Consider the following 22159-nt stretch of genomic DNA (forward strand, 5'->3'; position numbering starts at 1 on the left):
CCTATGCGTGCCGAAGCCCGGATCGATCTCGACGCGGTGCGGCACAACATCACCGCGGTCCGGGACCGCGTCGGCGCGGCCCAGGTCATGGCGGTGGTGAAAGCCGACGCGTACGGCCACGGCCTGGTGCCGTGCGCCCGCGCCGCCCGCGAGGCCGGCGCGACGTGGCTCGGCACCGCCGTCCCCGAGGAAGCCCTCGCGCTGCGCGCCGCGGGCCTCGACGGGCGGATCCTCACCTGGCTGTGGGTGCCCGGGGACCCGTTCGCCGAAGCGATCGCCGCCGACATCGACATCTCGGTGAGCGCCCGGTGGGCCTTGGCCGAAGTCGAGGCCGCGGCCCGGGCGACGGGCCGCCCGGCACGTGTCCACCTCAAAGCCGACACCGGCCTCGGCCGCAACGGCTGCCAGCCGCACGACTGGGACGACCTGGTCGAAGCCGCGCTCAAAGCCGAAGCCGACGGGCTCGTGCACGTCGTCGGGCTCTGGTCGCACTTCGCCTGCGCCGACGAGCCCGGCCACCCGTCGGTGCCGCGCCAACTCGCCGTGTTCCACGACGCCGTCGCCCGCGCCGAACAGCACGGCGTGGTCCCCGAGGTCCGGCACATGGCCAACTCGCCGGCCATGCTGCTGCTCCCCGAGAGCCACTTCGACCTGGTCCGCAGCGGCTTGGCCACCTACGGCGTCTCGCCCGTCCCGGACCTGCACGGCCCCGCCGACCTCGGGCTGCGCCCCGCGATGACGCTCGCCGCGACCGTCGCCAACGTCAAGCACGTCGCCGAAGGCCACGGCGTCAGCTACGGCCACACCTGGCACAGCGAACGCGCCACCAACCTCGCACTCGTCCCGCTCGGCTACGCCGACGGCATCCCCCGGCACGCCAGCAGTACCGGGCCCGTGCTGGTCGGCGGCCGCCGCCGCACCGTCGTCGGCCGCGTCGCGATGGACCAGTTCGTCGTCGACCTCGGCGGCGACACCGTCGAACCGGGCGACGAAGCCCTGGTGTTCGGCCCCGGCGACCGCGGCGAGCCGACCGCGGAGGACTGGGCGCGGGCCGCCGGCACCATCGCGTACGAGATCGTCACCCGGATCGGGGCGCGCGTGCCGCGCGTGTACCTGGGGGCGCGATGACCGCTCACTGTTGGGGGTCGTGCGCGTGAGCGACCCCACCGCGGGAGCCAACGCGGCGCGCCGGGCCGGGATCTTCGGCGCGGCCGTCGGCGTGCTCGCGGTCGGTGCCGCGGCCGGGGTGGCCATAGAGCGCATGACGGTCGGCCGGGTCCGCCGCCGCGCGGAAGCCGAGATGGACGCGGTCAGCGAGTACGGGATGCTGCGCGGCGAGCCGCACATCGTCACCGCGCCCGACGGCGTCGACTTGTACGCCGAAGTCGACGGCGATCCGCGCGCGCCGCTCACCGTGGTCCTGTGCCACGGCTACTGCCTCAACATGGACTGCTGGCACCACCAGCGCGAGGCGCTGGGCGACGACTACCGCCTCGTCCTGTTCGACCAGCGCAGCCACGGCCGTTCGGGCCGCGGCACGCCGGAGAGCGCGACGATCGACCAGCTCGGCGACGACCTCTACGCGGTCATCAAGGCGCTCGTGCCGAAGGGCCCGATGGTGCTCGTCGGGCACTCCATGGGCGGCATGACGATCATGGCGCTCGCCGACCGGCACCCCGAGCTGTTCGGGACGCGGGTCGTCGGCGTCGGCCTGCTCAACACTTCGGCGGGGCGGTGGGCGACGGTCACCCTCGGCATCCCCGCCGCGGGCGCCCGGCTGATGCACCGGGTCGCGCCCGGGGTAATGCGCACTCTCGGCAAGCGTGCGGCGCTGGTCGAGGCGACCCGCCGGGCGGCGCGGGACCTCGTGTACGTGTTCACCGAGCGGTACGCGTTCGACTCCGACGTGGACCCGGCGGTCGTGCGGTTCACCGACCGGATGATCTCCGCGACGCCGATCGACGTGATCGCGGAGTTCTTCCCCGCGTTCGAGACGCACGACAAGCTGGCCGCGCTGCCGGTGCTCGGCCGCGTACCGACGCTGGTGGTCGGCGGCGCGGGGGACATGATGGCCCCGGCGTCGCACAGCGAGGCCATCCACGACGCGGTGCCGGACGCGGAACTGGTGATCGTGCCGGACTCCGGCCATCTCACCCCGTTGGAGCATCCGGAGGTGGTGGATGCGGCGCTGCGCGGCCTTCTCGCGCGCGCCGCACGCGAAGCCGCCCGGCGCGGTGGCGGCGGTGGACGGCGGCGAAGCGGATCGACGGGTTCCGCCGCCGGGAAGAACGCGGCGGGTGACGCGGCCGGTTGACCCGGCCGCTCGGCCGGTGCGGCGAGCGGACCCGCCGGACGGTCCGGCGGCACGGACTCGGACGGGACGACAGGACAGAGCAGTGGGGCAGGAAACGGTGGAGACGGTGCGGACCGAGCAGATCGAGGTGCCCACCGGCGAGGCGATGCGCGAACTGGGGCGGCGGTTGGCCGCGGTCCTGCGCGGCGGCGACCTGCTGGTGCTGTCGGGCGGCCTGGGCGCGGGGAAGACGACGTTCACGCAGGGGCTCGGGGTGGGGCTCGGCGTGCGCGGGGCGGTCACGTCGCCGACGTTCGTGATCGCCCGGGTGCACCCGTCGCTGGCGGACGGGCCCGCGCTGGTGCACGTGGACGCCTACCGGCTCGGCGGCGCCGATGTCGCGGCCGAGGTGGACGACCTGGACTTGGACGCGTCGCTGGACGAGTCGGTCACGGTCGTGGAGTGGGGCGAGGGCAAGGTCGAGGACCTCTCCGAGGAGCGCCTGCAGATCCTGATCGCCCGGGCGGAAGGCCAGGACGTGGCCGAGGGCGACGACGTGCGGGTCGTGACGTTGCAAGGCATCGGGGAGCGCTGGGCCGGGGTGGACTTCGGGGCGGCGTTGGCGGAGGACAACGTGTGACCTGGGGACGATTTCGGCCCTGTGGACGGGGCGAAGCACGGGTTCGCGGGTCTGCGCTTGAATGATCGAAGGGGATCCCCCCAGCGCATATGACCTGACAAGCCGATGGTCGTCCCAGGCACGGCCTAGCGCCGCCCGGCCAGCTCCGCCGGTCCCTCCGCTCCCTCCGACGGCCCCGACGACCCGCCGCCTCCGCTGCTCGGCGACTGCGTCGCGGTCTCGCCCGTCGACGGCGAGCCCCCGGTCGGCGGTGCCGACGTCCCGGGAGCGCTGCTCGTCGCGGGTGCCGACGTTTCCGGCGTGGAAGGCGGTGCCGAACTGCTCGGCGGGGTGGACGTGGGCGGCTCGCTGGTCTCGGGGGCGCTTCCGCCGCCGTTGTCCGGCGGTACGGCGAAGTCCGCGACCGGTGCCCCGGACAGCGCCTTCGTCATGTACGACGTCCACATCCGCGTGGGCAGGTTGCCGCCGTCGACGCGGGCGAGCCCGGCCGTCCCGTTCATCGACTCGAAGGCGTTCGTGGTCGGGTTCTGCCGGAACATGCCGATCGCTGTGGACAGTTGCGGCGTGTAGCCGACGAACCAGGCGGACCGGTTGTCGTCCGTCGTCCCGGTCTTGCCGGCCGCCGGGCGGCCGAGCTGCTGGGCGCGGAAGCCGGTGCCGTTCTCGACGACGGACTGCAGGACCTGGTTGATGCTGTTCGCCTGGTCCGCGGTGTACGGCTGTTCGGAGCCGTGCCCGGGCAGTCCCACGTCCTCGCCGTTGCGGCTCAGCTTCGCCACCGAGTACGCGGCGATGCGGGTGCCTTGGCCGGCGAACGTGGCATACGAACCGGCCATGTCGAGCGCGCTCGGCGTGGCGGTGCCCAGCGACACCGACGGGTTCGGTTCGAGTCCGGGGGTGTCCTTGTCCAGGCCGGTGCGGATGGAGTCGGCGACCACGAGGTCGGGGCCGACGTCCATGCCGAGTTGGGCGTAGACGGTGTTGGCGGACACGTCCATGGCGCGGGACAGCGTGATCATGCCGTAGCTGCGGCCGTCCTCGTTGCCGGGCTGCCACGGCTTGCCGTTCTCAAGGACGGGCTTGCCGTTCGGATAGGTGATCACGACGTCGTTGTTGCCGTCGTACACCGTCTGCGGGGTGATCGGGACCCGCTTCCTGCCCTTGAGGACGCCTTCGCGCAGTCCGGCGGCCAGCACGTAGGGCTTGAACGTGGAGCCGACCTGGACGTCGCGGCGGGTCGCGCTGTTGACGAACTGCTTGACGTAGTCGGGGCCGCCGTAGATCGCCACGATCTTCCCGGTGGCCACGTCGACGGACGCGCCGCCGACCCGGACGCCCACGTCGGCGCTGTTGCCCGCCGGGTCGAGGCTGCCCGCGAGCGTGCTCTGCACGGTGTCGTACATGGCCTGGGTCTTGGCTTTGTCGAACGTCGTGGTGATCGTGTAGCCGCCCGCGGCCAGCAGGTCTTCGTCGACGACGTCGTTGTCGAGCAGGTACTGCTTGGCGGTCTCGACGAGGTAGCCGTTCATGCCGGCGAGGCCGGGCTGGGTCTTCGGGTCGAGGGGCTCGGGGAAGACCATGGCGGCGCGTTCCTGCGGGGTCAGCCACTTCGACTTGACCATGCCGTCGAGGACGTAGTTCCAGCGGGCGACGGCCTTGGCGCGGCCGTGCTGGGTGGTGTTCTTGACGTCGTAGGCGCCCGGCGCGTTGATCAGCGCGGCCAGGTAGGCGCCCTGTTCGACGGTCAACTGCGAGGCGTCGACGCCGTAGTAGGCCTGCGCGGCGGCCTGGATGCCGTAGGCGCCGCGGCCGAAGTAGACGGTGTTGAGGTAGCCCTCGAGGATGTCGTCCTTGGACTCGGTGCGGTCCATCTTGACCGCGATGATCGCTTCCTTGAGCTTCCGCGACACGGTCTGCGCCTGGGTGAGGTACAGGTTTTTGACGTACTGCTGGGTGATCGTCGAGCCGCCCTGCAGCGAGGCGCCGCCGCTGGTCACCGAGTTGACCAGGCCGCGCATCGTGCCGGTGAGCGAGATGCCGGAGTCGGAGTAGAAGGTGCGGTTCTCCGCGGCGAGGAAGGCGCGCTGGACCTGGAGCGGCACGGACGACAGCGGCACGTTCTGCCGGTTGGTGGTGCCGGTGCGGGCGATCTCGCTGCCGTCGCTCCACAGGTAGATGTTGCTCTGCTTGGTCGCGCTGGCGTTCGGCTGCGAGGGGATGGGGGTGATCGCGTAGACGACGCCCGCGCCGAGGAACAGCAGGCCGATCACGAACAGCAGTGCGGTGAGGAACTGCTTCACCGACGGGATCCAGCGGCGGAACTTGGACTTGCCGGCCCGCGGATAGTCGAAGGCGCGGCGCCGGCGCGGCACGGTGACCGACGGGGCGGCAGGCGGGCCGCCCGCGGGGGTGCCGGGGCCCGGCGTGTGATCTGACACTGCGTCACCGCTTCCGCTCACCGCATATCTGCCTGATCTCGAAGGCGATGATATGTGGATAAATCGGGTGGGGTGATGTTGTACGGCGCGAACGGGTGGTCCGCGCCGCGCGCCGTCAGGCGACGACGACGACGGACGTGCCCACGTCGACGAACTCGTACAGCGCCTTGCTGTCGTCCACCGTTTCGCGGACGCCCGCGTTCGGCTTCTTCGACCCGGTCGTGGTGCGCGGCGACGTCGTGGTCTTCCCGGTGGGCTTGCGCGTGCCGGAAGGCTGGGGCGCGTTGGCCGCCATGATGTCGTCGAGCGGCGTGTCCGTGCCGCTGAAGCCGTAGATCACGCTGCCCGCGGAACCTATGCGCACCGTGTAGACGATCTTGAGGCCGTCGCCGCCGTTCTGCGGCCCGGGGGTCTTGCCCTGGACCCGGTAGGTGCCCACCGGCGTGAGGACCGAGCCGGGCGCCACCTTGTAGTAGCGCGGCACCTTCTCGTTGGCGTCGACCAGCCACACCAGGTTCTGCCCGACCGAGTACACGACCCGCATGCCGGTCCCGGAGTTCGCCGGCACCGGCGGCTGCGCGGGCGACGCGGGCGCCTGCGGCTGCCCCGGCGGGGCCGGTGCCGGGCTGGTCGCCGACACCGCGGCGCGGCGGTCGTCCGGTGCCGAATCGGCGGCCTTCCAGGCCAGCGCGCCCACGCCGATCAGCGCCGCGACCGTGAGGCTCGCGACCGTCGTACCGGGATTCGCCATGACCATGCCCTTCGGTGACCGTGTGCGCCGCGAGGCGCCGTACCGTGCACCCACATCGTGCCAGGCGGGTGACGGCGTCCGTGCCGGGACAGCACGAAACCCCGCGGTACCGGCGACGCCTGCGGGGCGCCCCCGGTTCCGCGGGGTTCCGTGGGGTTTCCCGGGTCAGCTGCCTTGCATCTTGCCGTTCAGCCACACGAACGCGGGCTCCACGAGCTGCCGCCACGTGCCGGTCACGTGCCCGCCGCGCGGCACCGTGAACGACTCCGCCGGCACTCCCGCCTGCCGCGCCGCGAGCACCAGTTCGTCGCTGAACCTGGTCAGCCCGACCTGGTCCTCTTTGCTGGTCATCAGCCACAGCGCCACGTCCGGCGCGGGCTTCTGGTTGTTCAGCAGCCACATGGCGCTGTTCTTGTCGCGCAGAGCGGTGTCGCCGTTGAACACGGACGTGTCGCCCTTGAAGTCGTCGCCCGCGATGCTCATGCCGTAGCGGAACGCCTGCGGGTGCTGCACCGCGAGCTTGACCGCGCAGGTGCCGCCGGTCGAGTAGCCCAGGGTCGCCCACTTCTTCGGGTCGGGCGACACGCGGAAGTTGCCGACCACCATGGACCGCACGTCGTCGGCCAGCCACGTGCCGCGCTTGCCCTTGCCGGGCACGTCGCTGCACTGGGTGTTGTTCGAGTTGTTGCCGATGTCCGCGACGACCAGCACGAACGGCTGCGACTTGCCGCTCGCGAACAGCGGCTCGACCTGCTTCTGCACGTTCATCGCGCCGCCGCCGACCCAGCCGGAGTTGGTGCCCGGGATACCGTGCAGCAGCATCACGACGGGGAACTCGCGGTTCTTGTTCGCGGGGTCGTCGTACTGCGGCGGCGTGTAGACGTCCACCTCGCCGGTGACGCCGGACTTGGGGCCGGTGAAGCTGGTCTTCACGAACCGGCCCGAGTACGGGTCGAACTTCTGATTGCCGCCGTGCGGGCCCCCGTGCGGGCCGCCCGGCGCGTTCTTCCCGGCCACCGACGGCGGCAGGTCGGGGCCGCCGCCCGAGGCCTGTTCGGCGGACACGTCGCCGACGTCCTGGCCGAACAGGTCGGCCCAGGTGACGTAGAACGGGCCGAGCGACTTGTTGACGATGATCAGCGCGCACAGCGCGGCGCACACCTGCCCGGTCACCAGGAGACCGGCCCGCCCGGCCACGTGCAGCGGCGTGCGGCTCGCCAGCTTCGGCCACAGCGCCACGGTGGCGACCAGAGCGGCCACGACCAGCAACACCGTCAGCCACATGAACGGCGTCCCGGCTGGACCCATGGGGAGTGCTCCTTGCTTCCTGTCGCGCTGTCGTCTCGCGTGCGCGGCTGTCGTGTCCTGCCCCACGAGTGACCGGAATTGCGCCTGTCGGGCGGCGGCGCTCCAGTGTCTCCCGGCCCGGGGTGCTCCCGACCGTCCCGGCGGCCCCTCTCGGGCGGGATAGCCTGGGCCGGTGCTGTTGCTCGCTTTCGATACCGCCACCCCCGCAGTGACCGTCGCTCTACACGACGGATCCCGCATCGTGTCCGGTTGCACGCAAATCGACGCCCGTCGGCACGGCGAACTGCTGGCCCCCGGGATCGTCACCGTCCTCGCCGAGGCGGGCCGCGACCGGACGGAGCTGACGGACATCGCCGTCGGTGTCGGCCCCGGGCCTTACACCGGGCTGCGCGTCGGCCTGATGACCGCGCGCGCCCTCGGCGACGCCCTGGGCATCCCGGTGCACGGCATCTGCACCCTGGACGCCCTCGCGTACGCATCCGGCCGCAGCGGACCGTTCGTCGCCGCGACCGACGCGCGCCGCAAGGAGGTGTACTGGGCGCGGTACGCCGACGCCCGCACCCGAACCGCGGGCCCGGGCGTCGACCGCGCCGCCGACATCGCCGAGTCCGTCGCCGGACTGCCCGCGATCGGCGCCGGCGCCGCGCTGTATGCCGACGCTTTCGCCGAGGTCGCCGGCCCGGAACACGTCGACGCCGCCGCGCTGGCCGATCTCGCGGTCGAGCGGCTCAAGGACGGCGGCGAGCTGCTGCCGCCCGAGCCGCTCTACCTGCGGCGCCCGGACGCCAAGGTGCCGGCCAACTACAAGGCCGTCTCGCAGCCCTGAGCACCTGAACCCGGCACGCAGTCCCGCGGCGGGGATGCCACCGCGGGACTGCGTGCCGGTTGGGCATGCCGGTCGGGTATGCCGGTTGGTCGTGCCGGTTGGTCGTGCCATCACTCGTGCGGGTTACTGCGGCGGGTGCCGGTCCAGCCAGTCCTCGAACAGCCGGTCGATCGCGTCGAGGAAGTCGTTCCCTGTGCTCGGCCGCATCCGCAGCACCTGCGGATCGTGGTCGCTGGCCTGGTCCGCGAACTCGGCGTTCACGTGCACGATGTCGTACTCGAACCGGGTGATCCGCGGGCTGGTCAGCACGTGGTCGAGGACCTGGCTGTTGCCGTTGTAGACGTAGCCGTACTGCTCGTCCGCGGGCAGCGTGGTGACCAGGCTGCGCAGTGATCCGTCCGACGTCAGCTGCCGCAGTGCGGGCGAGAAGGCGAAGTCGTTCAGGTCGCCGAGTACGACCAGATTGGCCTTCGGGTCGGACGCCAGCAGCTTGCTCACGAAGTCGTGCAGCACCGCGGCCTGCCGGACCCGCTGCACCTCCGAGGTCCGGGTCGGCGGCTGGAAGCGGCTGTCGAGCGCCTGGTCGCCGCCCTTGGACGCGAAGTGGTTCGCGATCACGAACACCGTCCGGCCGCGGAACAGGAACTCGGCGGCGAGCGGCTTGCGGCTGTTCGCCCACGCCTCGTCGGTCGGCGCGACGCGGCCGGGGGAGGCGGTGAGCTGGGTCTGGCCGTACCAGGTCTTGCGCACGTCGACCGCGGTCGTCGCGTCGCCGCCGGGGCGGTCGACGAACTGCACGCGCTTGGGGTCGAACAGGAACGCGGTGCGGATGTTGCCGCCCGGCTGGCCGCCGTCCTTCCCGTCCTGCGGCGCGATCGACCGCCACTGGTACGCCGGGCCGCCGGCCGCCGAGATCGCGGCGACGAGCCGGCTCAGGGTCTGGTCCGCGGCGACCGTGCCGTCGTCGTCCGGGCCGCTGTTGTCCTGGATCTCCTCCAGGGCCACGATGTCCGGCGTCGCCAGGTTCGTGACGATGCTGCGGGCGAGGCGGTCGAACTTCGCCTGCGTGTCCTTCGGCGACAGGTTCTCCACGTTGTACGTGGCGACCGCCAGTTCGGTGGTCTTCTGATCGCGGGTCACCTCGGGCGTGCGGCCCGCGGAGGTCAGGTTGCCGAGCGTGGTGGCGGCGATGCCGTAGCCGCCGAAGCTGTCGTACGTCATCGGGCCCGCGGTCGGGCCGGAGAGCGTGTCGCCGACGTTCGCCGTCGGGAACGGGCGCTCGGCGAACGGGATGAGCGACGCGACCTTGATCCGGCCCGGGTTCTGCGCGGTGTACGAGCCGTACAGCGTGCCGCCGCCCGCCGTCGGATTCTGCCCCGGCTCGGTGGTGACCCACAGCTCGCCGTGCGTGTTGGTGGCGCCGACGACGCGCGTGTCGGCGACCTGCACACGCTCGCTCTCCAGCGACTCGTAGAAGTCGAGCGCGTAGGCGGACGGCTGGAGCGGCAGCGTGTCCGGCGCACCGTCCTGCGTGTAGACGTCCGGCACGGACGCCGCGTCCAGCACCACCGCCGCGGGCAGCGGGTTGCCGGACGACGCGACCGTCCACGACGCGCCGGTGAGTTCGGTCAGCGACTGCGGCGCCGCGTCGGCGGAACCCGGGTAGTACTCCTCGACCTTGCCGGTCACCGTGACCGCGTCGCCCAACGCGACGCCCTGCGGCGTGGCGTTGCCGGTGAACACGAACAGGCCCTCGGAGGTGCGCGGGTCGTCGTCGGGCTGCGGGTCCTGGATCCAGAAGCCGCGCGACGAGCCGAACGGGCGGATCGCGGTGACGATGCCGGGGACCGCGGAGACCTGGGCGCCGTTCTTCGGCGAGACCCGCGTGGTGCCCTGGATGTCGTGGATGCGCGCGGTCGGCGCGGGCTCGCCGCCCGGCGTCCCCGGGACCTCGCCGCGGGCGTTGACCGGTGTGGGCGCGCCCGCGGTGAAGTCCGCGGCGTTGTCGTCGGTGTCGTCGGACGACGCGTCGCGGGCGACCGCGGCACCGTTCGACGCGCCGGTCGCGGGCGAGCCTTCGCGCACGGCGGCGTTGCCGTAGCCGACGACGTCGCGGATCCGGGTGTCGGCGGCGCACTCGTCGGGCGTCGAGCAGGTCAGCCGGTCGGCGGTGGCGGCCACCGCGACGGTGCCGGCGGTCGCGGACATCGCGATCGACCCGGCGACGTCCGGTGTCGGCAGTGCCACGGTGCCGTTCTGGCCCTTGGCTTCGGCGACGAGCAGGCGCCCGCCCGGGGCGATGCTGCCGGTGAGCGCGGTGGCCTGCCACGCGGTGCCCGCGGCGGCGGTCGCCGAGCGGTACTGCACGGTCCAGCCGGTCAGGTCGACGGCGGCGGCGGACTTGTTGACGAGTTCGACGAAGTCGTGGGTGAGGGCGGCGCCCGCGTTGCCGCCGCCGCCGTAGACCTCGGCGACGAGCACGTCGGGGGAGGGGGCCGCGGCAGCCGGATGCGCGGCGATCAGCACGGGACTCACGGCGAGCACGCCCGCGACGGCCGTCGCGAGCGTGCGGGGAGATCGGCGCCTGCGTGGCGGCGTCGGTCGAGATGTCACCCGGATCCTCCTGATCCTCCTGGGGCGGTGGGCCGAACGGGCAAATCCTCGGGAGCGCTGGTGAACGCGGGCCGTCGCCGGAACGACGGCCGGGCCGTGCGGGGCGGAACAACGAGCGGGAAAGCGGACAACTCGGCGGGCCGGGCACGGCGGGTTTCTCCGCGCGTAGACCCCGAGGGAATCGAAGCAGGTCGGGCGGTGGAATCCCAGGGGGCGCGAGGAGCGGGTTGCCGGGCGCGGGGGCGCGCGCGGCCGTCGCGCGGTCGCGCGGATCGCGGTGGGGATCTCTGCGTGGCGTTTGTGTGGATCTTCGTGGGGCCTTGGACCAGGCTTGTCCGGGCCTCCGCGTGGCCTGCGTGCGGCCTTGGTGGGGTGTTCGTGCGGTCTTCGCGCGGGGTGCGCGTGGCCTTCGTGTCGCCTTCGTGTGGCCTTCGTGTGGCCGGAGTGTCCGCTTCGCCGCCGTAGACTCGCGGCATGGACTCCGCCCCCACGCTCCGCGCCATGCGCTGGTGGGACATCGCACCGCTGCTCGTGCTCGAACACGACCTGTTCCCCGAAGACGCCTGGTCCGAGGGCATGTTCTGGTCGGAACTCGCGGAGCCGGAGACCCACCACTACGTGGTCGCCGAGGACGCGTCCGGCACGATCGCCGGCTACGCGGGCCTGGCCGTGGCCGGCGGCGACGCCGACGTGCAGACCATCGGCGTCCGGCGCGACCTGTGGGGCACCGGCCTCGGCGCCGACCTGCTCGCCGACCTGCTGTCCGCGGCCCGCGCGCACGGCTGCGGGCACGTGCTGCTGGAAGTCCGCGTGGACAACGTCCGCGCGCAACGCCTTTACGAACGCTTCGGGTTCGCGCCGCTCGGCATCCGCCGCGGCTACTACCAGCCCGCCAACGTCGACGCGCTGGTCATGCGCTGCGACCTGAGCCGCACCCCTGTTCCTTCCGCCGCTCCCTCTTCTGCTGCTGCTTCGCCCGACTCGAACGGAGCCCCCGCCGGTGGCTGACGAACCCCTGGTCCTCGGCATCGAGACCTCGTGCGACGAGACCGGCATCGGCATCGTCCGCGGCACCACGCTGCTCGCCGACGCGGTCGCGTCCAGCGTCGACGAGCACGCCCGCTTCGGCGGCGTGGTCCCCGAAGTGGCCAGCCGCGCGCACCTGGAGGCCATGGTTCCCACCGTGCACCGCGCGCTGAAGACCGCAGGCGTCACGATGGCGGACATCGACGCGATCGCGGTCACCTCCGGCCCGGGCCTGGCCGGCGCGCTGCTCGTCGGCGTCGCCGCGGCCAAGGGCTACGCGATGGCGCTCGACAAGCCGGTGTACGGCGTCAACCACCTCGCCGCCCACGTCTGCGTCGACCAGCTCGAACACGGGCGGCTGCCCGAGCCGTGCATGGCGCTGCTGGTGTCGGGCGGGCATTCGTCGCTGCTGATGGTGCCCGATGTGACGTCCGATGTACGGCCGTTGGGCTCCACCATCGACGATGCGGCGGGGGAGGCGTTCGACAAGGTCGCCCGCGTCCTCGGGCTCGGGTTCCCGGGCGGGCCGGTGATCGACCGGAAGGCCCGCGAGGGCGACCCGGACGCGATCGCGTTCCCGCGCGGACTCACCGGCCCGCGCGACGCGGCCTACGATTTCTCCTTCTCCGGACTCAAGACCGCGGTAGCGCGCTGGGTCGAGGGCCGGGCGCGGGACGGACAGCCGGTGCCGGTCGCGGACGTGGCCGCGTCGTTCCAGGAAGCCGTCGTGGACGTGCTGACCCGCAAAGCGATCCGGGCGTGCCGCGAGAACGGCGTCGAACACCTGCTGCTCGGCGGCGGCGTCGCGGCCAACTCGCGGCTGCGCGCGATGGCCGCGGAACGCTGTGCGGCGGCCGGGATCTCGCTGCGCGTGCCCCGTCCGGGCCTGTGCACGGACAACGGCGCGATGGTCGCGGCGCTGGGCGCGGAAATGGTGAACCGCAACCGGCGCCCGTCACTGCTCGACATTCCGGCGGATTCGTCGATGCCGGTTACCGTCACCCAGGCCTGAGGAGTCAGCTGTGACCGCACCCGTGACCGCGTCGATGTGGGAGGCGAAAGCCGAACCCGGCAGCGCCGACGCCCTGGTCGAATGGGTCTACGCGACGGCGCTCCCGTCGCTGCGCAGCGCCCCCGGGCTGACGCGCGCCGAAGTGTTCCGCAGTGCGGACAGCCGCGTCGTGGTCATCAGCCTGTGGACCGGCGACCCGGCCGGACTGCCGGATCCGCCGGCGGATCTGCTGGCACGTCCGCCGCATGCGTGGGACTTCGAGCAGGTGCAGCGCTGAGCCGTCGGATATCGGGCTGCCGCCCGGGCCGGTGCCCGCGCTGGTGTTCGCGTCGCTACTCGCGTTGGTGTTCGGGTGCAACGGTGGGCGGCCTCGCGCGCGTGTAGTGCTCGGAGCCGTCCGTACGCGGGCGGCCCGGGGAACCGCGGTGGTCCTGAGGGCGCTTCGCGTGTCTTCCCGCGACCTGCCGAGAAATCCGGCCCGTCCCCGACGAGGAGGCCTGATTCACAAGCCGGGGACGGGACGGCCGCACCGCATGGCGACGCGCCGCCGCACGCGCCATGCCTTCAGGACTTGAGTGTGCCCTGTGCACGCCGACCTATACACCCGTATCGACATTCCCGGGCCGGTCGGTTGCGCGATGGTGTATGCGGAGCCGCGTACGGTGGGACGCCGGTGTGACGCTGTGGATCGATGAAGGGCGCGGAACCGTGGCGGTACGTACAGCAGTTCGGGCGGCTCGGGCAGCTCGGACGGGGGCCCGGGTGCGGCTCGGTGTGGTGGGCGCGGTCGTCGCGGCGCTGCTCCTGGCGGGGTGCGGGGACGACAACAAGCCGAAGCCGTTCGGACAGAACATGCCCAGCGCCGGTGCGGTGCCCTCCGGTTCGGTCGCGCCCGGCAACAACACGCAGGCCGCTCCGGCTCCGGGCGACGTCCAGGCGGCAGCAGCGCGCTGGGGCATCAAGCCGTTCGCCGCACCCCCCAAGCCGCCCGCGCAGAAGCCGGTGAAGGCGAATCTGTCGGCACCGGTCGTGGTCCGGCAGGTCCCCACCGACCAGAAGATCGTGTTCGTCACGCTCGACGACGGGGCGGAGAAGGACCCGAAGTTCCTCGACATGCTGAAGGACCTCGGCGTGCCGGTGACGATGTTCTTGAACGACACGTACATCAAGCAGAACCCGGACTACTTCAAGAAGCTCCAGCAACTCGGCAACACGATCCAGAACCACACCGTCGACCACCCGAACCTGAAGACGCTGTCGGCGGAGGCGCAGAAGCGCGAGATCTGCGGCGACTCGGACGCGATCGCGGCGGCGTACGGCAAGCGCCCGGTGCTGTTCCGGCCGCCGTTCGGGAACTACAACGACGCCACGCTGAAGGCGGCGGGGGAATGCGGGATGGGCGCGATCATCCTGTGGCGCGAGTCGATGCAGATCAACGACATGCAGTACGACGAGGGCCTGAAGAAGCTCCATCCGGGCGACATCATCCTGGCGCACTTCCGCGGACCGTCGGAGCTGAAGGGCACGACGATGACGCAGATGATGGCGAACCTGTTCAAGAAGATCCAGGAACAGGGGTTCACCATTGCCCGGTTGGACGACTACGTGTGAGTCCGTCGTGTGGTGAGTGCGGGGCTCGTCGGGGGTGGCCCGTGGCCGGATTCCGGCGGGCCCGCCTTACGCGGGGTGGCCGAGCAGCATCGTCGGCGCGCCGTCGACCCGCGTCAGGAACACCGTCGCCGACGTTCGCCCGGACGGCTTGACCTTCTTCAGGACTTCCTCGGGCGTGACGGCCGACCCGCGTTTCTTCACCGTCAGCGTGCCGATATTGCGTTCCCGGACCAGGGCCTTGAGCCGTTTGAGGTTGAAGGGCAGCACGTCGGTGAGCCGGTACGCGTGCGCGAACGGCGTCGGCACGAGAGTGTCGGCGGTGATGTAGGCGATCGACTCGTCCACCAGTACGCCGCCGACCTCCTCGGCCACCTCGGCGACCAAGTGGGCGCGGATGACGGCGCCATCGGGCTCGTAGAGGTAACGCCCCACGGGCCCATGCGGTGCCTGCCGCGGGGTGGCTGCCGCGAGGGACGCGGCCTGCGGCAACAGCGTTGCCCGAAGCGGCTGTTCGACGAGTTCCTCGCCCCACCAGAGGACGGCTTCCTTCACGTCCCCGGCGTAGGACACCCATTCGGCTTCCATCCCCGACGGGATGGCCTCGTGCGGAATCCCCGGCGCGACCTTCGCGGCGCCGCACGGCACCTTCGCGGCGAGCGTGTCGAGGAACGACAGCGGCGGCGAGTAGGCCTCCGGATCGAACACCCGTCCCCGTGCCGTCCGCCGCGCCGGGTCGAGGAACGCGGCGTCGTATCCGGCGAGTTCGACTTCGGTCACATCGGCGCACCGCACCTCGACCCGCTCGGCGAGCCCCAGCGCCTCGGCATTCGCCGCAGCCACCGCACACGTCAGCGGATCCCGGTCGACGGCCACCACCCGTACCCCGGCACGCGCGAGTGCGAGCGCGTCACCCCCGATCCCGCAGCACAGATCCACCGCCGTACGGATGCCCGCGGCGGCGATGCGTGCGGCCCGGTGATCGGCGACCGCCACCCGGGTGGACTGCTCGACCCCGTGCGCCGTGAAGAACATCCGCGCGGCGTCGTCCCCGAACTTCGCCTTCCCCCGCTGCCGCAACCGCTCCTGCGTCATCGCCGCGGCGACCAGCTCCGCCGGGAACTCCTTCCGCAGCCTCGTCGCCAGGGCGATCTCGTCACCGGCCCCAAACCCCCGCACCCGCTCGAGCAGCCCGCGCCCCTCATCGGCCATCAACAACGCAAAGGTCTGGGTATCCACCCACCCATTCTCCCGGTCGGTGCGCCCGCCCCGATCACCCCCGGCACTTTGCCGACCGTATGGTTGTCGCGCGGTGGGGCGGAGCGGCAATGGCGGCGTAGGCACGGGGGAATGTGGGGGGATCGGCGTGGCGCGTGAGAACCGGGGGGCCCGGGGCCCCGCGGACCACCGGAGCCGCCGACCGGGCGGCCTACGGAAGCGCCCCCGTCGAAACCGGCCGCCCACCCGCCAAGGCCTGCGCCGCGCGGCCTACGCCTGGGCGGCCTTCACCGTCGCCATCTGCGCCGCCGGCGTGGACTCCTGGTTCGCCTACTCCGGCCGCACCCGCGTGCTGCACATCTCCGCGCAGATCCTCGCCGCACTCATCGGCACAGGCGTCGCCCTCGACTACTGGCGCCGCTCCACACGCGCCCCCGAAGCGGCCCGCCCGGCCCCCGCGCACTCCCCACCTACGCACGGTGATGGTGCGGAAGGGGGGTGAAGCATTGTCCGGGCGGCTCCCTCGCAAAGAGGACCGTGGCGCTACCGACGAGCCCCGACAACCTTGCGCGCATCCGCCGTCCCGTTCGCAGAATCGCTTGATGCGTAGCGACTTCACCAACCGCACGACCTCACCCGTGGACTGGCAACGGGCTCAGCAGGCGGGAATGGCCACCTTCACCCCGGGGCGACCCAGGACCTCGACGAACATGATCGCGCCATGGACGACGTCGAGGATGACCATGCCGCTCTCGGGGGACAACGCGATGTTCCGGTGCCCCAAGCCGTATCTGCCGGCGGGTCTGGAAGCGGTGTAGAAGCTCTGGCAGTGGTCGCCGTCGCACTCGCACGGCCCGACGACGGGCATGGACGGGAGAAACGCGGCGAGGCCGTACTCCCCTTCGTCACGCAGGAGCCGGCAGATTTCCTCACACAGTTCCGGCAGCAGCTCTGCCACACGCGGCGGCCGCCTCACCGCACCTTTGCCGGGTAGCTCATGGCCGGATTATCGTCCGCAGCACGTGCCCCCGCCAGCGCTTTGAACTGACGGCACGCGTGCCCGATCACGATCGATCGGATCCGCACGAATGCGTTCCGTTACCGCTCGCGGCGCGTTTGGCGCAGGGGACACAGGTGCAACACGCCCCCCGGCTCATTGGCACTCTAGTTGACGGAGTGCTAACCGAAGCCTAGGGTCTGTGACTGGCACTCTCCCCATGAGTGTGCCAACGCGACGGGCAGGTCCGGCACCCGCGACGACGGGCTTACCTGGTCGCCACCTGACAATTACCCCGTGAGATCTCCGAAGGGGGAGGTCGGATCGTGACGACCGCCAGCACCAAGGTTGCCATCAAGCCGCTCGAGGACCGCATTGTGGTCCAGACGCTCGAAGCCGAGCAGACCACGGCCTCGGGCCTGGTCATTCCGGACACGGCGAAGGAGAAGCCCCAGGAGGGCACTGTCCTGGCCGTGGGCCCGGGCCGGTTCGAGGACGGGCAGCGCCTGCCGCTCGACGTGAAGGTCGGCGACACCGTGCTCTACAGCAAGTACGGCGGCACCGAGGTGAAGTACAACGGCGAGGAGTACCTCGTCCTCTCGGCGCGCGACGTTCTCGCGATCATCGAGAAGTGACGATCGCAGCCACCCGCTGAGCCAACGACCCGCCCCGGGCACCCCGACTGGGGCGCCCGGGGCGGTGTCGTTGCGCAGGCAAGGCCCGCGGCGCCGTGACGGTCCGCGCGGCGGTGCGAGGCGAACCGGAACGCATCGCTTCGCACCCGCACGGCAGCGCACCGCACACGCGCCGCATCACGCGCTGAAAAACGGCTGACCAAGCCGAAGAGGAACAGAGGATTCACATCCCATGGCCAAGATTCTCCAGTTCGACGAGCACGCCCGTCGTTCGCTCGAGCGTGGCGTCAACGCGCTCGCGGACGCGGTCAAGGTGACGATCGGCCCCAAGGGCCGCAACGTCGTCATCGACAAGAAGTTCGGCGCGCCGACGATCACCAACGACGGCGTGACCATCGCCCGCGAGGTGGAACTCGACGACCCGTACGAGAACCTCGGCGCGCAGCTCGCGAAGGAGGTGGCGACCAAGACCAACGACATCGCGGGTGACGGCACCACCACCGCGACCGTGCTGGCGCAGGCGCTGGTCCGCGAGGGCCTGCGCAACGTCGCCGCCGGTGCCGCGCCGATGGACCTGAAGAAGGGCATCGACGCCGCGGTCAAGGCCGTGTCGGACGAGCTGCTCGGCACCGCCCGCGCGATCGAGGGCAAGGAAGACATCGCCAATGTCGCCGCGCTCTCCGCGCAGGACCGGCAGATCGGCGAGCTGATCGCCGAGGCGATGGACAAGGTCGGCAAGGACGGTGTCATCACCGTCGAAGAGTCGAACACCATGGGTCTCGAACTCGAGTTCACCGAGGGCCTGCAGTTCGACAAGGGCTACCTGTCGCCGTACATGGTGACCGACCAGGAGCGTATGGAGGCCGTCCTCGACGACCCGTACATCCTGATCAACCAGGGCAAGATCTCGGCGATCGCCGAGTTGCTGCCGATCCTCGAGAAGGTCATCCAGTCGGGCGGCAACAAGCCGCTGCTGATCATCGCCGAGGACATCGACGGCGAGGCGCTGTCCACGCTGGTCGTCAACAAGATCCGCGGCACGTTCAACGCCGTCGCGGTCAAGGCCCCGGGCTTCGGCGACCGCCGCAAGGCGATGCTGGAGGACATGGCCATCCTCACCGGCGCCCAGGTCATCGCGCCCGAGGTCGGCCTCAAGCTCGACCAGGCCGGCCTGGACGTGCTCGGCACCGCCCGCCGCGTGACGATCACCAAGGACGCCACCACGGTCGTCGACGGCGCCGGCGACGCGGAGAAGATCTCCGAGCGCGTCCGCCAGATCAAGGCCGAGATCGAGAACACCGACTCCGACTGGGACCGCGAGAAGCTCCAGGAGCGGCTCGCGAAGCTGGCCGGCGGCGTGTGCGTCATCCGCGTCGGCGCGGCCACCGAGGTCGAGCTGAAGGAGAAGAAGCACCGTCTGGAGGACGCGGTCTCCGCGACCCGCGCGGCGATCGAAGAGGGCATCGTGGCGGGCGGCGGCACCGCGCTCGTGCACGCCTCCGCGGTCCTCGCGGACAACCTGGGCCTGTCCGGCGACGTCGCCACCGGTGTCGCGGTCGTGCGCCGCGCCGCCGTCGAGCCGCTCCGCTGGATCGCGGAGAACGCCGGCCTCGAGGGCTACGTCATCGTCAACAAGGTGCAGGAGCTGGGCGTCGGCGAGGGCTTCAACGCCGCCACCGGCGAGTACGGCAACCTGCTCAAGGCCGGCGTCATCGACCCGGTCAAGGTGACCCGCTCCGCGCTGCAGAACGCCGCGTCGATCGCGTCGCTGCTGCTCACGACCGAGTCGCTGGTCGTCGAGAAGCCGGCCGAGGCCGAGGCGAACGGCCACGGCCACAGCCACGGCGGGCACGGCCACAGCCACTGACGCACCCCGATCCGTCGACCGGCGGGTCACGCGGTACCCCGCGCGGTACCCACGAAGGGCCTCGGCCTGCCTCCCCGGCAGGCCGAGGCCCTTCGGCATGCCCGCTCAGCCCGGCGTCGTACCCGGCGCGGCAGGTACCCCCGGGAAGTATGTGCGCAGGCATCTAGCGGGTCGGTTCTTCCAGGTGCACGGATGTTCTGGAAGAGTGCGCCTGGGCCGGTCGTCTGACTGGTCGTCAGAGACGGGTTCCGGTCCGGTACAGCGCGGACCTGCGCGAACAGCGCGGCGAACAGAGGGAGAACGATGGGCACGTACGCGATCACCGGTGCGGCATCCGGCATCGGCGCCGCCACGAAGGCCCGCCTTGAGGCGGACGGCCACCGGGTCATCGGCGTCGACCTGCACAACACCGACGTCAACGCGGACCTTTCCACCCCCGAAGGCCGCGCCGAGGCGATCGCCAAGGTCACCGAGCTGGCCGGCGAATCGCTCGACGGCTTCGTGCCGTTCGCGGGCCTGGCCGCCGCGACCGGCCGCCCCGGTTCGCTGATGGTGTCGGTGAACTACTTCGGCGCGATCGAGGTGCTGGAGGGCCTCTACCCGCTGCTCGCCAAGGGCACGAACCCGTCCGTGGTGCTGATCAGTTCCAACTCGACGACCTGCCAGCCGAACTGGCCGGTGGAGCTGGCCGAGCTGTGCCTGGCGGGCGACGAGGCGGCGGCCCGCGAGGCGGCCGACAAGGACCCGATGGGCTCCTACCCGGCGGCCAAGGCGGCGCTCGCGTACTACGTGCGCACCAAGGCCGTCGCCGACGAGTGGATCGGCGCGGGCATCCGCCTCAACGCGATCGCGCCGGGCCTCATCGAGACGCCGATGGTCGCGGCGGGCAAGGTCGACCCGCTGACCGCGGAGGGCATGAAGATGTTCCCGCTGCCGATCGGCCGCGGCGGCCGCCCCGAGGAGATCGCCGAGCTGACCGCGTTCCTGCTCGGCCCGACCTCGTCGTTCTTCGTCGGCTCGGTGCTGTTCTGCGACGGCGGCACCGATGCGCTGTTCCACGCCAAGGACTGGCCGAAGGTCTGGGAGCTGGACCTGTCGGCGTTCGGCGGCTGAACCGGAGCGCACGCGGGGCACCCGGCGCCGGAGCCGACCCCGGCGCGCGCCCGAGGCGCACCCCGGAGCACACGCCGGAGCGCGCGCCGCGGCGAGCAATCCGGATCGGAGATGATCAAAAACGATCACGCGTTGGGTGACACGTGACACCCGGCGTACGACGGGCGCGTACGACCGCACACGCGGCAGCGGGCAGCAGCACGCGACGTGCACACCACGACGGTGACCCCGTCCCGGATGCCTCCGGGGCGGGGTCACCGTCGTCTGCGCTCGATCAGCCTGCGGTCGTCACATCGGTCCTGTTGAGCATGCGGCGACGGCCGTCCATCTCGACCCGGTCGTCCTCGGTGAGGCCGCCCCAGACGCCGTAGGGTTCGCGTACGGCGAGGGCGTGTTGGGCGCATTGGGCGCGCACGGGACAGCGCTGGCACACCTCCTTGGCAGCGGCCTCCCGCGCGACCCTCGCGGCCCCGCGTTCGCCTTCCGGGTGGAAGAACAGTGCGCTGTCGACGCCGCGGCAGGCGGCGGAGAGCTGCCAGTCCCACAGGTCGGCGTTGGGGCCGGGGAGCCGTGAGAAATCAGCCATGAGTCGTCCCTCGGTTTCAGGGGCAATTGGTGTCGCGGGGTGTGGCGGGGATGCGGGCCGATCGATCAAACGACGAACCGAAAGCGCCACAGAATGATCAGTTCCATGCAGATATCGGTCTTATGCGCGAAAACCAGTAAAAAATACGCGTCCCGGGCGTAACGCCTGCTGCGGCGCAGCCGACGAGCCCCCGCCTGGCGCACCCGTGGCGCGCCGCCCGCCGGGTCGATCGCGAGAGTGAGGTCGTGTCGCTCGGAAAGGTCACTGTGTCGGCGTGCCCTTCGGAGGGGTCGGCTCGTTGTGGTAGCGGGCGGCCCCACGGCCCCCGAAGAAACCCCGTAACCCTTTCGAGTGATGGTCGTTGGGGTGGGTGAGATGGTCGGCGGTTCGCAAGTCCCGGGCACGACGAGCCGGGGCACACCGGGGACACTCCGGGAACACCGACCGCGTAGGCAACGGAACGTACAGGCGTGGAGGCTCAACGTGACGCGGATCTGCTGCGGAGGCCGGCGATGACGACCGTCCTGGTCTGCGACGATTCCCCGCTGGTCCGGGAGACGCTCCGGCGCGCGGTGGCCACGGTCCCCGGCGTCGAGCGGGTGACCACCGCCACGAGCGGCGAGGAAGTGCTGCGCCGCTGGGGCGCGGAACGCTCGGACCTGGTGCTGATGGACGTGCGCATGCCCGGGCTCGGTGGCGTGGAGGCCGTACGCCGGCTCCTCGCGGGCGACCCCGGTGCGCGGGTGATCATGCTGACGATGGCCGAGGATCTCGACGGAGTGGCCCTCGCGGTCGCCGCCGGGGCCCGCGGCTACTTGCACAAGGACGCGTCGCGCGCCGAGTTGCGCGCGACGGTGTCCCAGGCGCTCGCCGACCCGACGTGGCGGCTCGCGCCCCGCCGGCTCCGCTCGGCGGACATGGGCGTCGCCCCGACGCTGACCGCGCGGGAGATCCAGGTGCTGGAGGGTATGAGCCACGGCCGCAGCAATGCGGAGATCGGCCGTGAGCTGTTCCTTTCCGAGGACACCGTCAAGACGCACGCGCGTCGGCTGTTCAAAAAGCTCGGTGCCTCGGACCGCGCGCACGCGGTCGCGCTCGGCTTCCGCTGGGGTCTGGTGCGGTGACCGCGCGGGGTTTCCGGCCCCGCGATTCGCGCCGCGACGGACCTGGCGCGAACCGCAGGGGCCGGAGCCCGGCATACTGAATCTCATGGGCGGGATCGCCGAGC

At 71.5% G+C, this 22159-nt stretch carries 20 protein-coding genes; 13 read left to right on the plus strand and 7 right to left on the minus strand.

Annotation, left to right across the window (positions count from 1 at the left end):
- The first annotated feature begins 3 nt into the window (after positions 1 to 3).
- The 3 genes from alr to tsaE all read left to right on the plus strand — a co-directional run bounded on the left by alr (position 4) and on the right by tsaE (position 2933).
- Positions 4 to 1128, plus strand: a complete 1125-nt coding sequence (gene alr / locus ABEA93_RS02895; protein WP_345673636.1) for an alanine racemase — start codon at positions 4 to 6, stop codon at positions 1126 to 1128.
- 25 nt (positions 1129 to 1153) lie between these two features.
- On the plus strand, positions 1154 to 2314 hold the full coding sequence (locus tag ABEA93_RS02900) for an alpha/beta fold hydrolase (protein WP_345673637.1): 1161 nt from the start codon (positions 1154 to 1156) through the stop codon (positions 2312 to 2314).
- Positions 2315 to 2459: 145 nt separating this feature from the next.
- Positions 2460 to 2933 (plus strand): tRNA (adenosine(37)-N6)-threonylcarbamoyltransferase complex ATPase subunit type 1 TsaE, encoded by a 474-nt coding sequence (gene tsaE / locus ABEA93_RS02905; RefSeq protein ID WP_345673908.1) that lies wholly within the window; start codon positions 2460 to 2462, stop codon positions 2931 to 2933.
- Positions 2934 to 3058: 125 nt separating this feature from the next.
- Here tsaE and ABEA93_RS02910 read toward each other — a convergent pair whose 3' ends face one another.
- The 3 genes from ABEA93_RS02910 to ABEA93_RS02920 form a co-directional block, all read right to left on the minus strand.
- The gene (locus tag ABEA93_RS02910) at positions 3059 to 5371 is read right to left on the minus strand and encodes a transglycosylase domain-containing protein (protein WP_345673638.1); all 2313 of its coding nucleotides are present in this window, start codon (positions 5369 to 5371) and stop codon (positions 3059 to 3061) included.
- A 115-nt stretch (positions 5372 to 5486) separates the two neighbouring features.
- Positions 5487 to 6122, minus strand: coding sequence for a hypothetical protein (locus ABEA93_RS02915; RefSeq protein ID WP_345673639.1), 636 nt, complete (start codon positions 6120 to 6122; stop codon positions 5487 to 5489).
- Positions 6123 to 6287: 165 nt separating this feature from the next.
- Positions 6288 to 7430, minus strand: a complete 1143-nt coding sequence (locus tag ABEA93_RS02920) for an alpha/beta hydrolase (RefSeq protein WP_345673640.1) — start codon at positions 7428 to 7430, stop codon at positions 6288 to 6290.
- Positions 7431 to 7602: 172 nt separating this feature from the next.
- On the opposite strand from ABEA93_RS02920, the gene tsaB reads away from it, so the two are divergent.
- Positions 7603 to 8256 carry a tRNA (adenosine(37)-N6)-threonylcarbamoyltransferase complex dimerization subunit type 1 TsaB gene (gene tsaB / locus ABEA93_RS02925; protein ID WP_345673641.1) on the plus strand — a complete coding sequence of 218 codons (654 nt, stop codon included), beginning with the start codon at positions 7603 to 7605 and terminating at the stop codon, positions 8254 to 8256.
- Between the two features lie 123 nt (positions 8257 to 8379).
- On the opposite strand, the gene ABEA93_RS02930 is transcribed toward tsaB, so the two are convergent.
- Positions 8380 to 10800 carry an endonuclease/exonuclease/phosphatase family protein gene (locus tag ABEA93_RS02930; protein WP_425584804.1) on the minus strand — a complete coding sequence of 807 codons (2421 nt, stop codon included), beginning with the start codon at positions 10798 to 10800 and terminating at the stop codon, positions 8380 to 8382.
- Positions 10801 to 11343: 543 nt separating this feature from the next.
- On the opposite strand from ABEA93_RS02930, the gene rimI reads away from it, so the two are divergent.
- The 4 genes from rimI (at position 11344) to ABEA93_RS02950 (ending at position 14518) form a co-directional block, all read left to right on the plus strand.
- Positions 11344 to 11877 carry a ribosomal protein S18-alanine N-acetyltransferase gene (gene rimI / locus ABEA93_RS02935; RefSeq protein ID WP_345673643.1) on the plus strand — a complete coding sequence of 178 codons (534 nt, stop codon included), beginning with the start codon at positions 11344 to 11346 and terminating at the stop codon, positions 11875 to 11877.
- A complete protein-coding gene (gene tsaD, locus ABEA93_RS02940) occupies positions 11870 to 12907 on the plus strand; it encodes a tRNA (adenosine(37)-N6)-threonylcarbamoyltransferase complex transferase subunit TsaD (RefSeq protein ID WP_345673644.1) in 1038 nt (345 codons plus the stop codon). Before rimI ends, tsaD begins: the two co-directional genes overlap by 8 nt.
- A 10-nt stretch (positions 12908 to 12917) precedes the next feature.
- The gene (locus tag ABEA93_RS02945; protein WP_345673645.1) at positions 12918 to 13184 is read left to right on the plus strand and encodes an antibiotic biosynthesis monooxygenase family protein; all 267 of its coding nucleotides are present in this window, start codon (positions 12918 to 12920) and stop codon (positions 13182 to 13184) included.
- A gap of 485 nt (positions 13185 to 13669) precedes the next feature.
- Positions 13670 to 14518 carry a polysaccharide deacetylase family protein gene (locus tag ABEA93_RS02950; protein ID WP_345673646.1) on the plus strand — a complete coding sequence of 283 codons (849 nt, stop codon included), beginning with the start codon at positions 13670 to 13672 and terminating at the stop codon, positions 14516 to 14518.
- Positions 14519 to 14584: 66 nt separating this feature from the next.
- Here the strand turns inward: ABEA93_RS02950 and ABEA93_RS02955 are convergent, their stop codons facing one another.
- A complete protein-coding gene (locus tag ABEA93_RS02955) occupies positions 14585 to 15727 on the minus strand; it encodes a class I SAM-dependent methyltransferase (protein WP_345673909.1) in 1143 nt (380 codons plus the stop codon).
- 154 nt (positions 15728 to 15881) lie between these two features.
- Between ABEA93_RS02955 and ABEA93_RS02960 the strand changes: the two genes are divergently transcribed.
- Positions 15882 to 16235 carry a hypothetical protein gene (locus ABEA93_RS02960; protein WP_345673647.1) on the plus strand — a complete coding sequence of 118 codons (354 nt, stop codon included), beginning with the start codon at positions 15882 to 15884 and terminating at the stop codon, positions 16233 to 16235.
- A 153-nt stretch (positions 16236 to 16388) separates the two neighbouring features.
- Here the strand turns inward: ABEA93_RS02960 and ABEA93_RS02965 are convergent, their stop codons facing one another.
- Positions 16389 to 16691 (minus strand): hypothetical protein, encoded by a 303-nt coding sequence (locus ABEA93_RS02965; protein WP_345673648.1) that lies wholly within the window; start codon positions 16689 to 16691, stop codon positions 16389 to 16391.
- 365 nt (positions 16692 to 17056) lie between these two features.
- On the opposite strand from ABEA93_RS02965, the gene groES reads away from it, so the two are divergent.
- From groES to ABEA93_RS02980, 3 genes are all read left to right on the plus strand, one after another.
- Positions 17057 to 17365, plus strand: coding sequence for a co-chaperone GroES (gene groES, locus ABEA93_RS02970; protein ID WP_345673649.1), 309 nt, complete (start codon positions 17057 to 17059; stop codon positions 17363 to 17365).
- 232 nt (positions 17366 to 17597) lie between these two features.
- A complete protein-coding gene (groL, locus tag ABEA93_RS02975; protein ID WP_345673650.1) occupies positions 17598 to 19232 on the plus strand; it encodes a chaperonin GroEL in 1635 nt (544 codons plus the stop codon).
- A gap of 303 nt (positions 19233 to 19535) precedes the next feature.
- Positions 19536 to 20345 carry an SDR family oxidoreductase gene (locus tag ABEA93_RS02980; protein ID WP_345673651.1) on the plus strand — a complete coding sequence of 270 codons (810 nt, stop codon included), beginning with the start codon at positions 19536 to 19538 and terminating at the stop codon, positions 20343 to 20345.
- A gap of 274 nt (positions 20346 to 20619) precedes the next feature.
- On the opposite strand, the gene ABEA93_RS02985 is transcribed toward ABEA93_RS02980, so the two are convergent.
- Entirely contained in the window at positions 20620 to 20931 is a 312-nt protein-coding gene (locus ABEA93_RS02985) for a WhiB family transcriptional regulator (RefSeq protein WP_345673652.1), read from the minus strand.
- A 512-nt stretch (positions 20932 to 21443) separates the two neighbouring features.
- On the opposite strand from ABEA93_RS02985, the gene ABEA93_RS02990 reads away from it, so the two are divergent.
- Positions 21444 to 22055 carry a response regulator transcription factor gene (locus ABEA93_RS02990; protein WP_235054757.1) on the plus strand — a complete coding sequence of 204 codons (612 nt, stop codon included), beginning with the start codon at positions 21444 to 21446 and terminating at the stop codon, positions 22053 to 22055.
- Positions 22056 to 22159: the final 104 nt, after the last annotated feature.

Source organism: Yinghuangia aomiensis, from assembly GCF_039542225.1.
Classification (GTDB): Bacteria; Actinomycetota; Actinomycetes; order Streptomycetales; family Streptomycetaceae; genus Yinghuangia; species Yinghuangia aomiensis.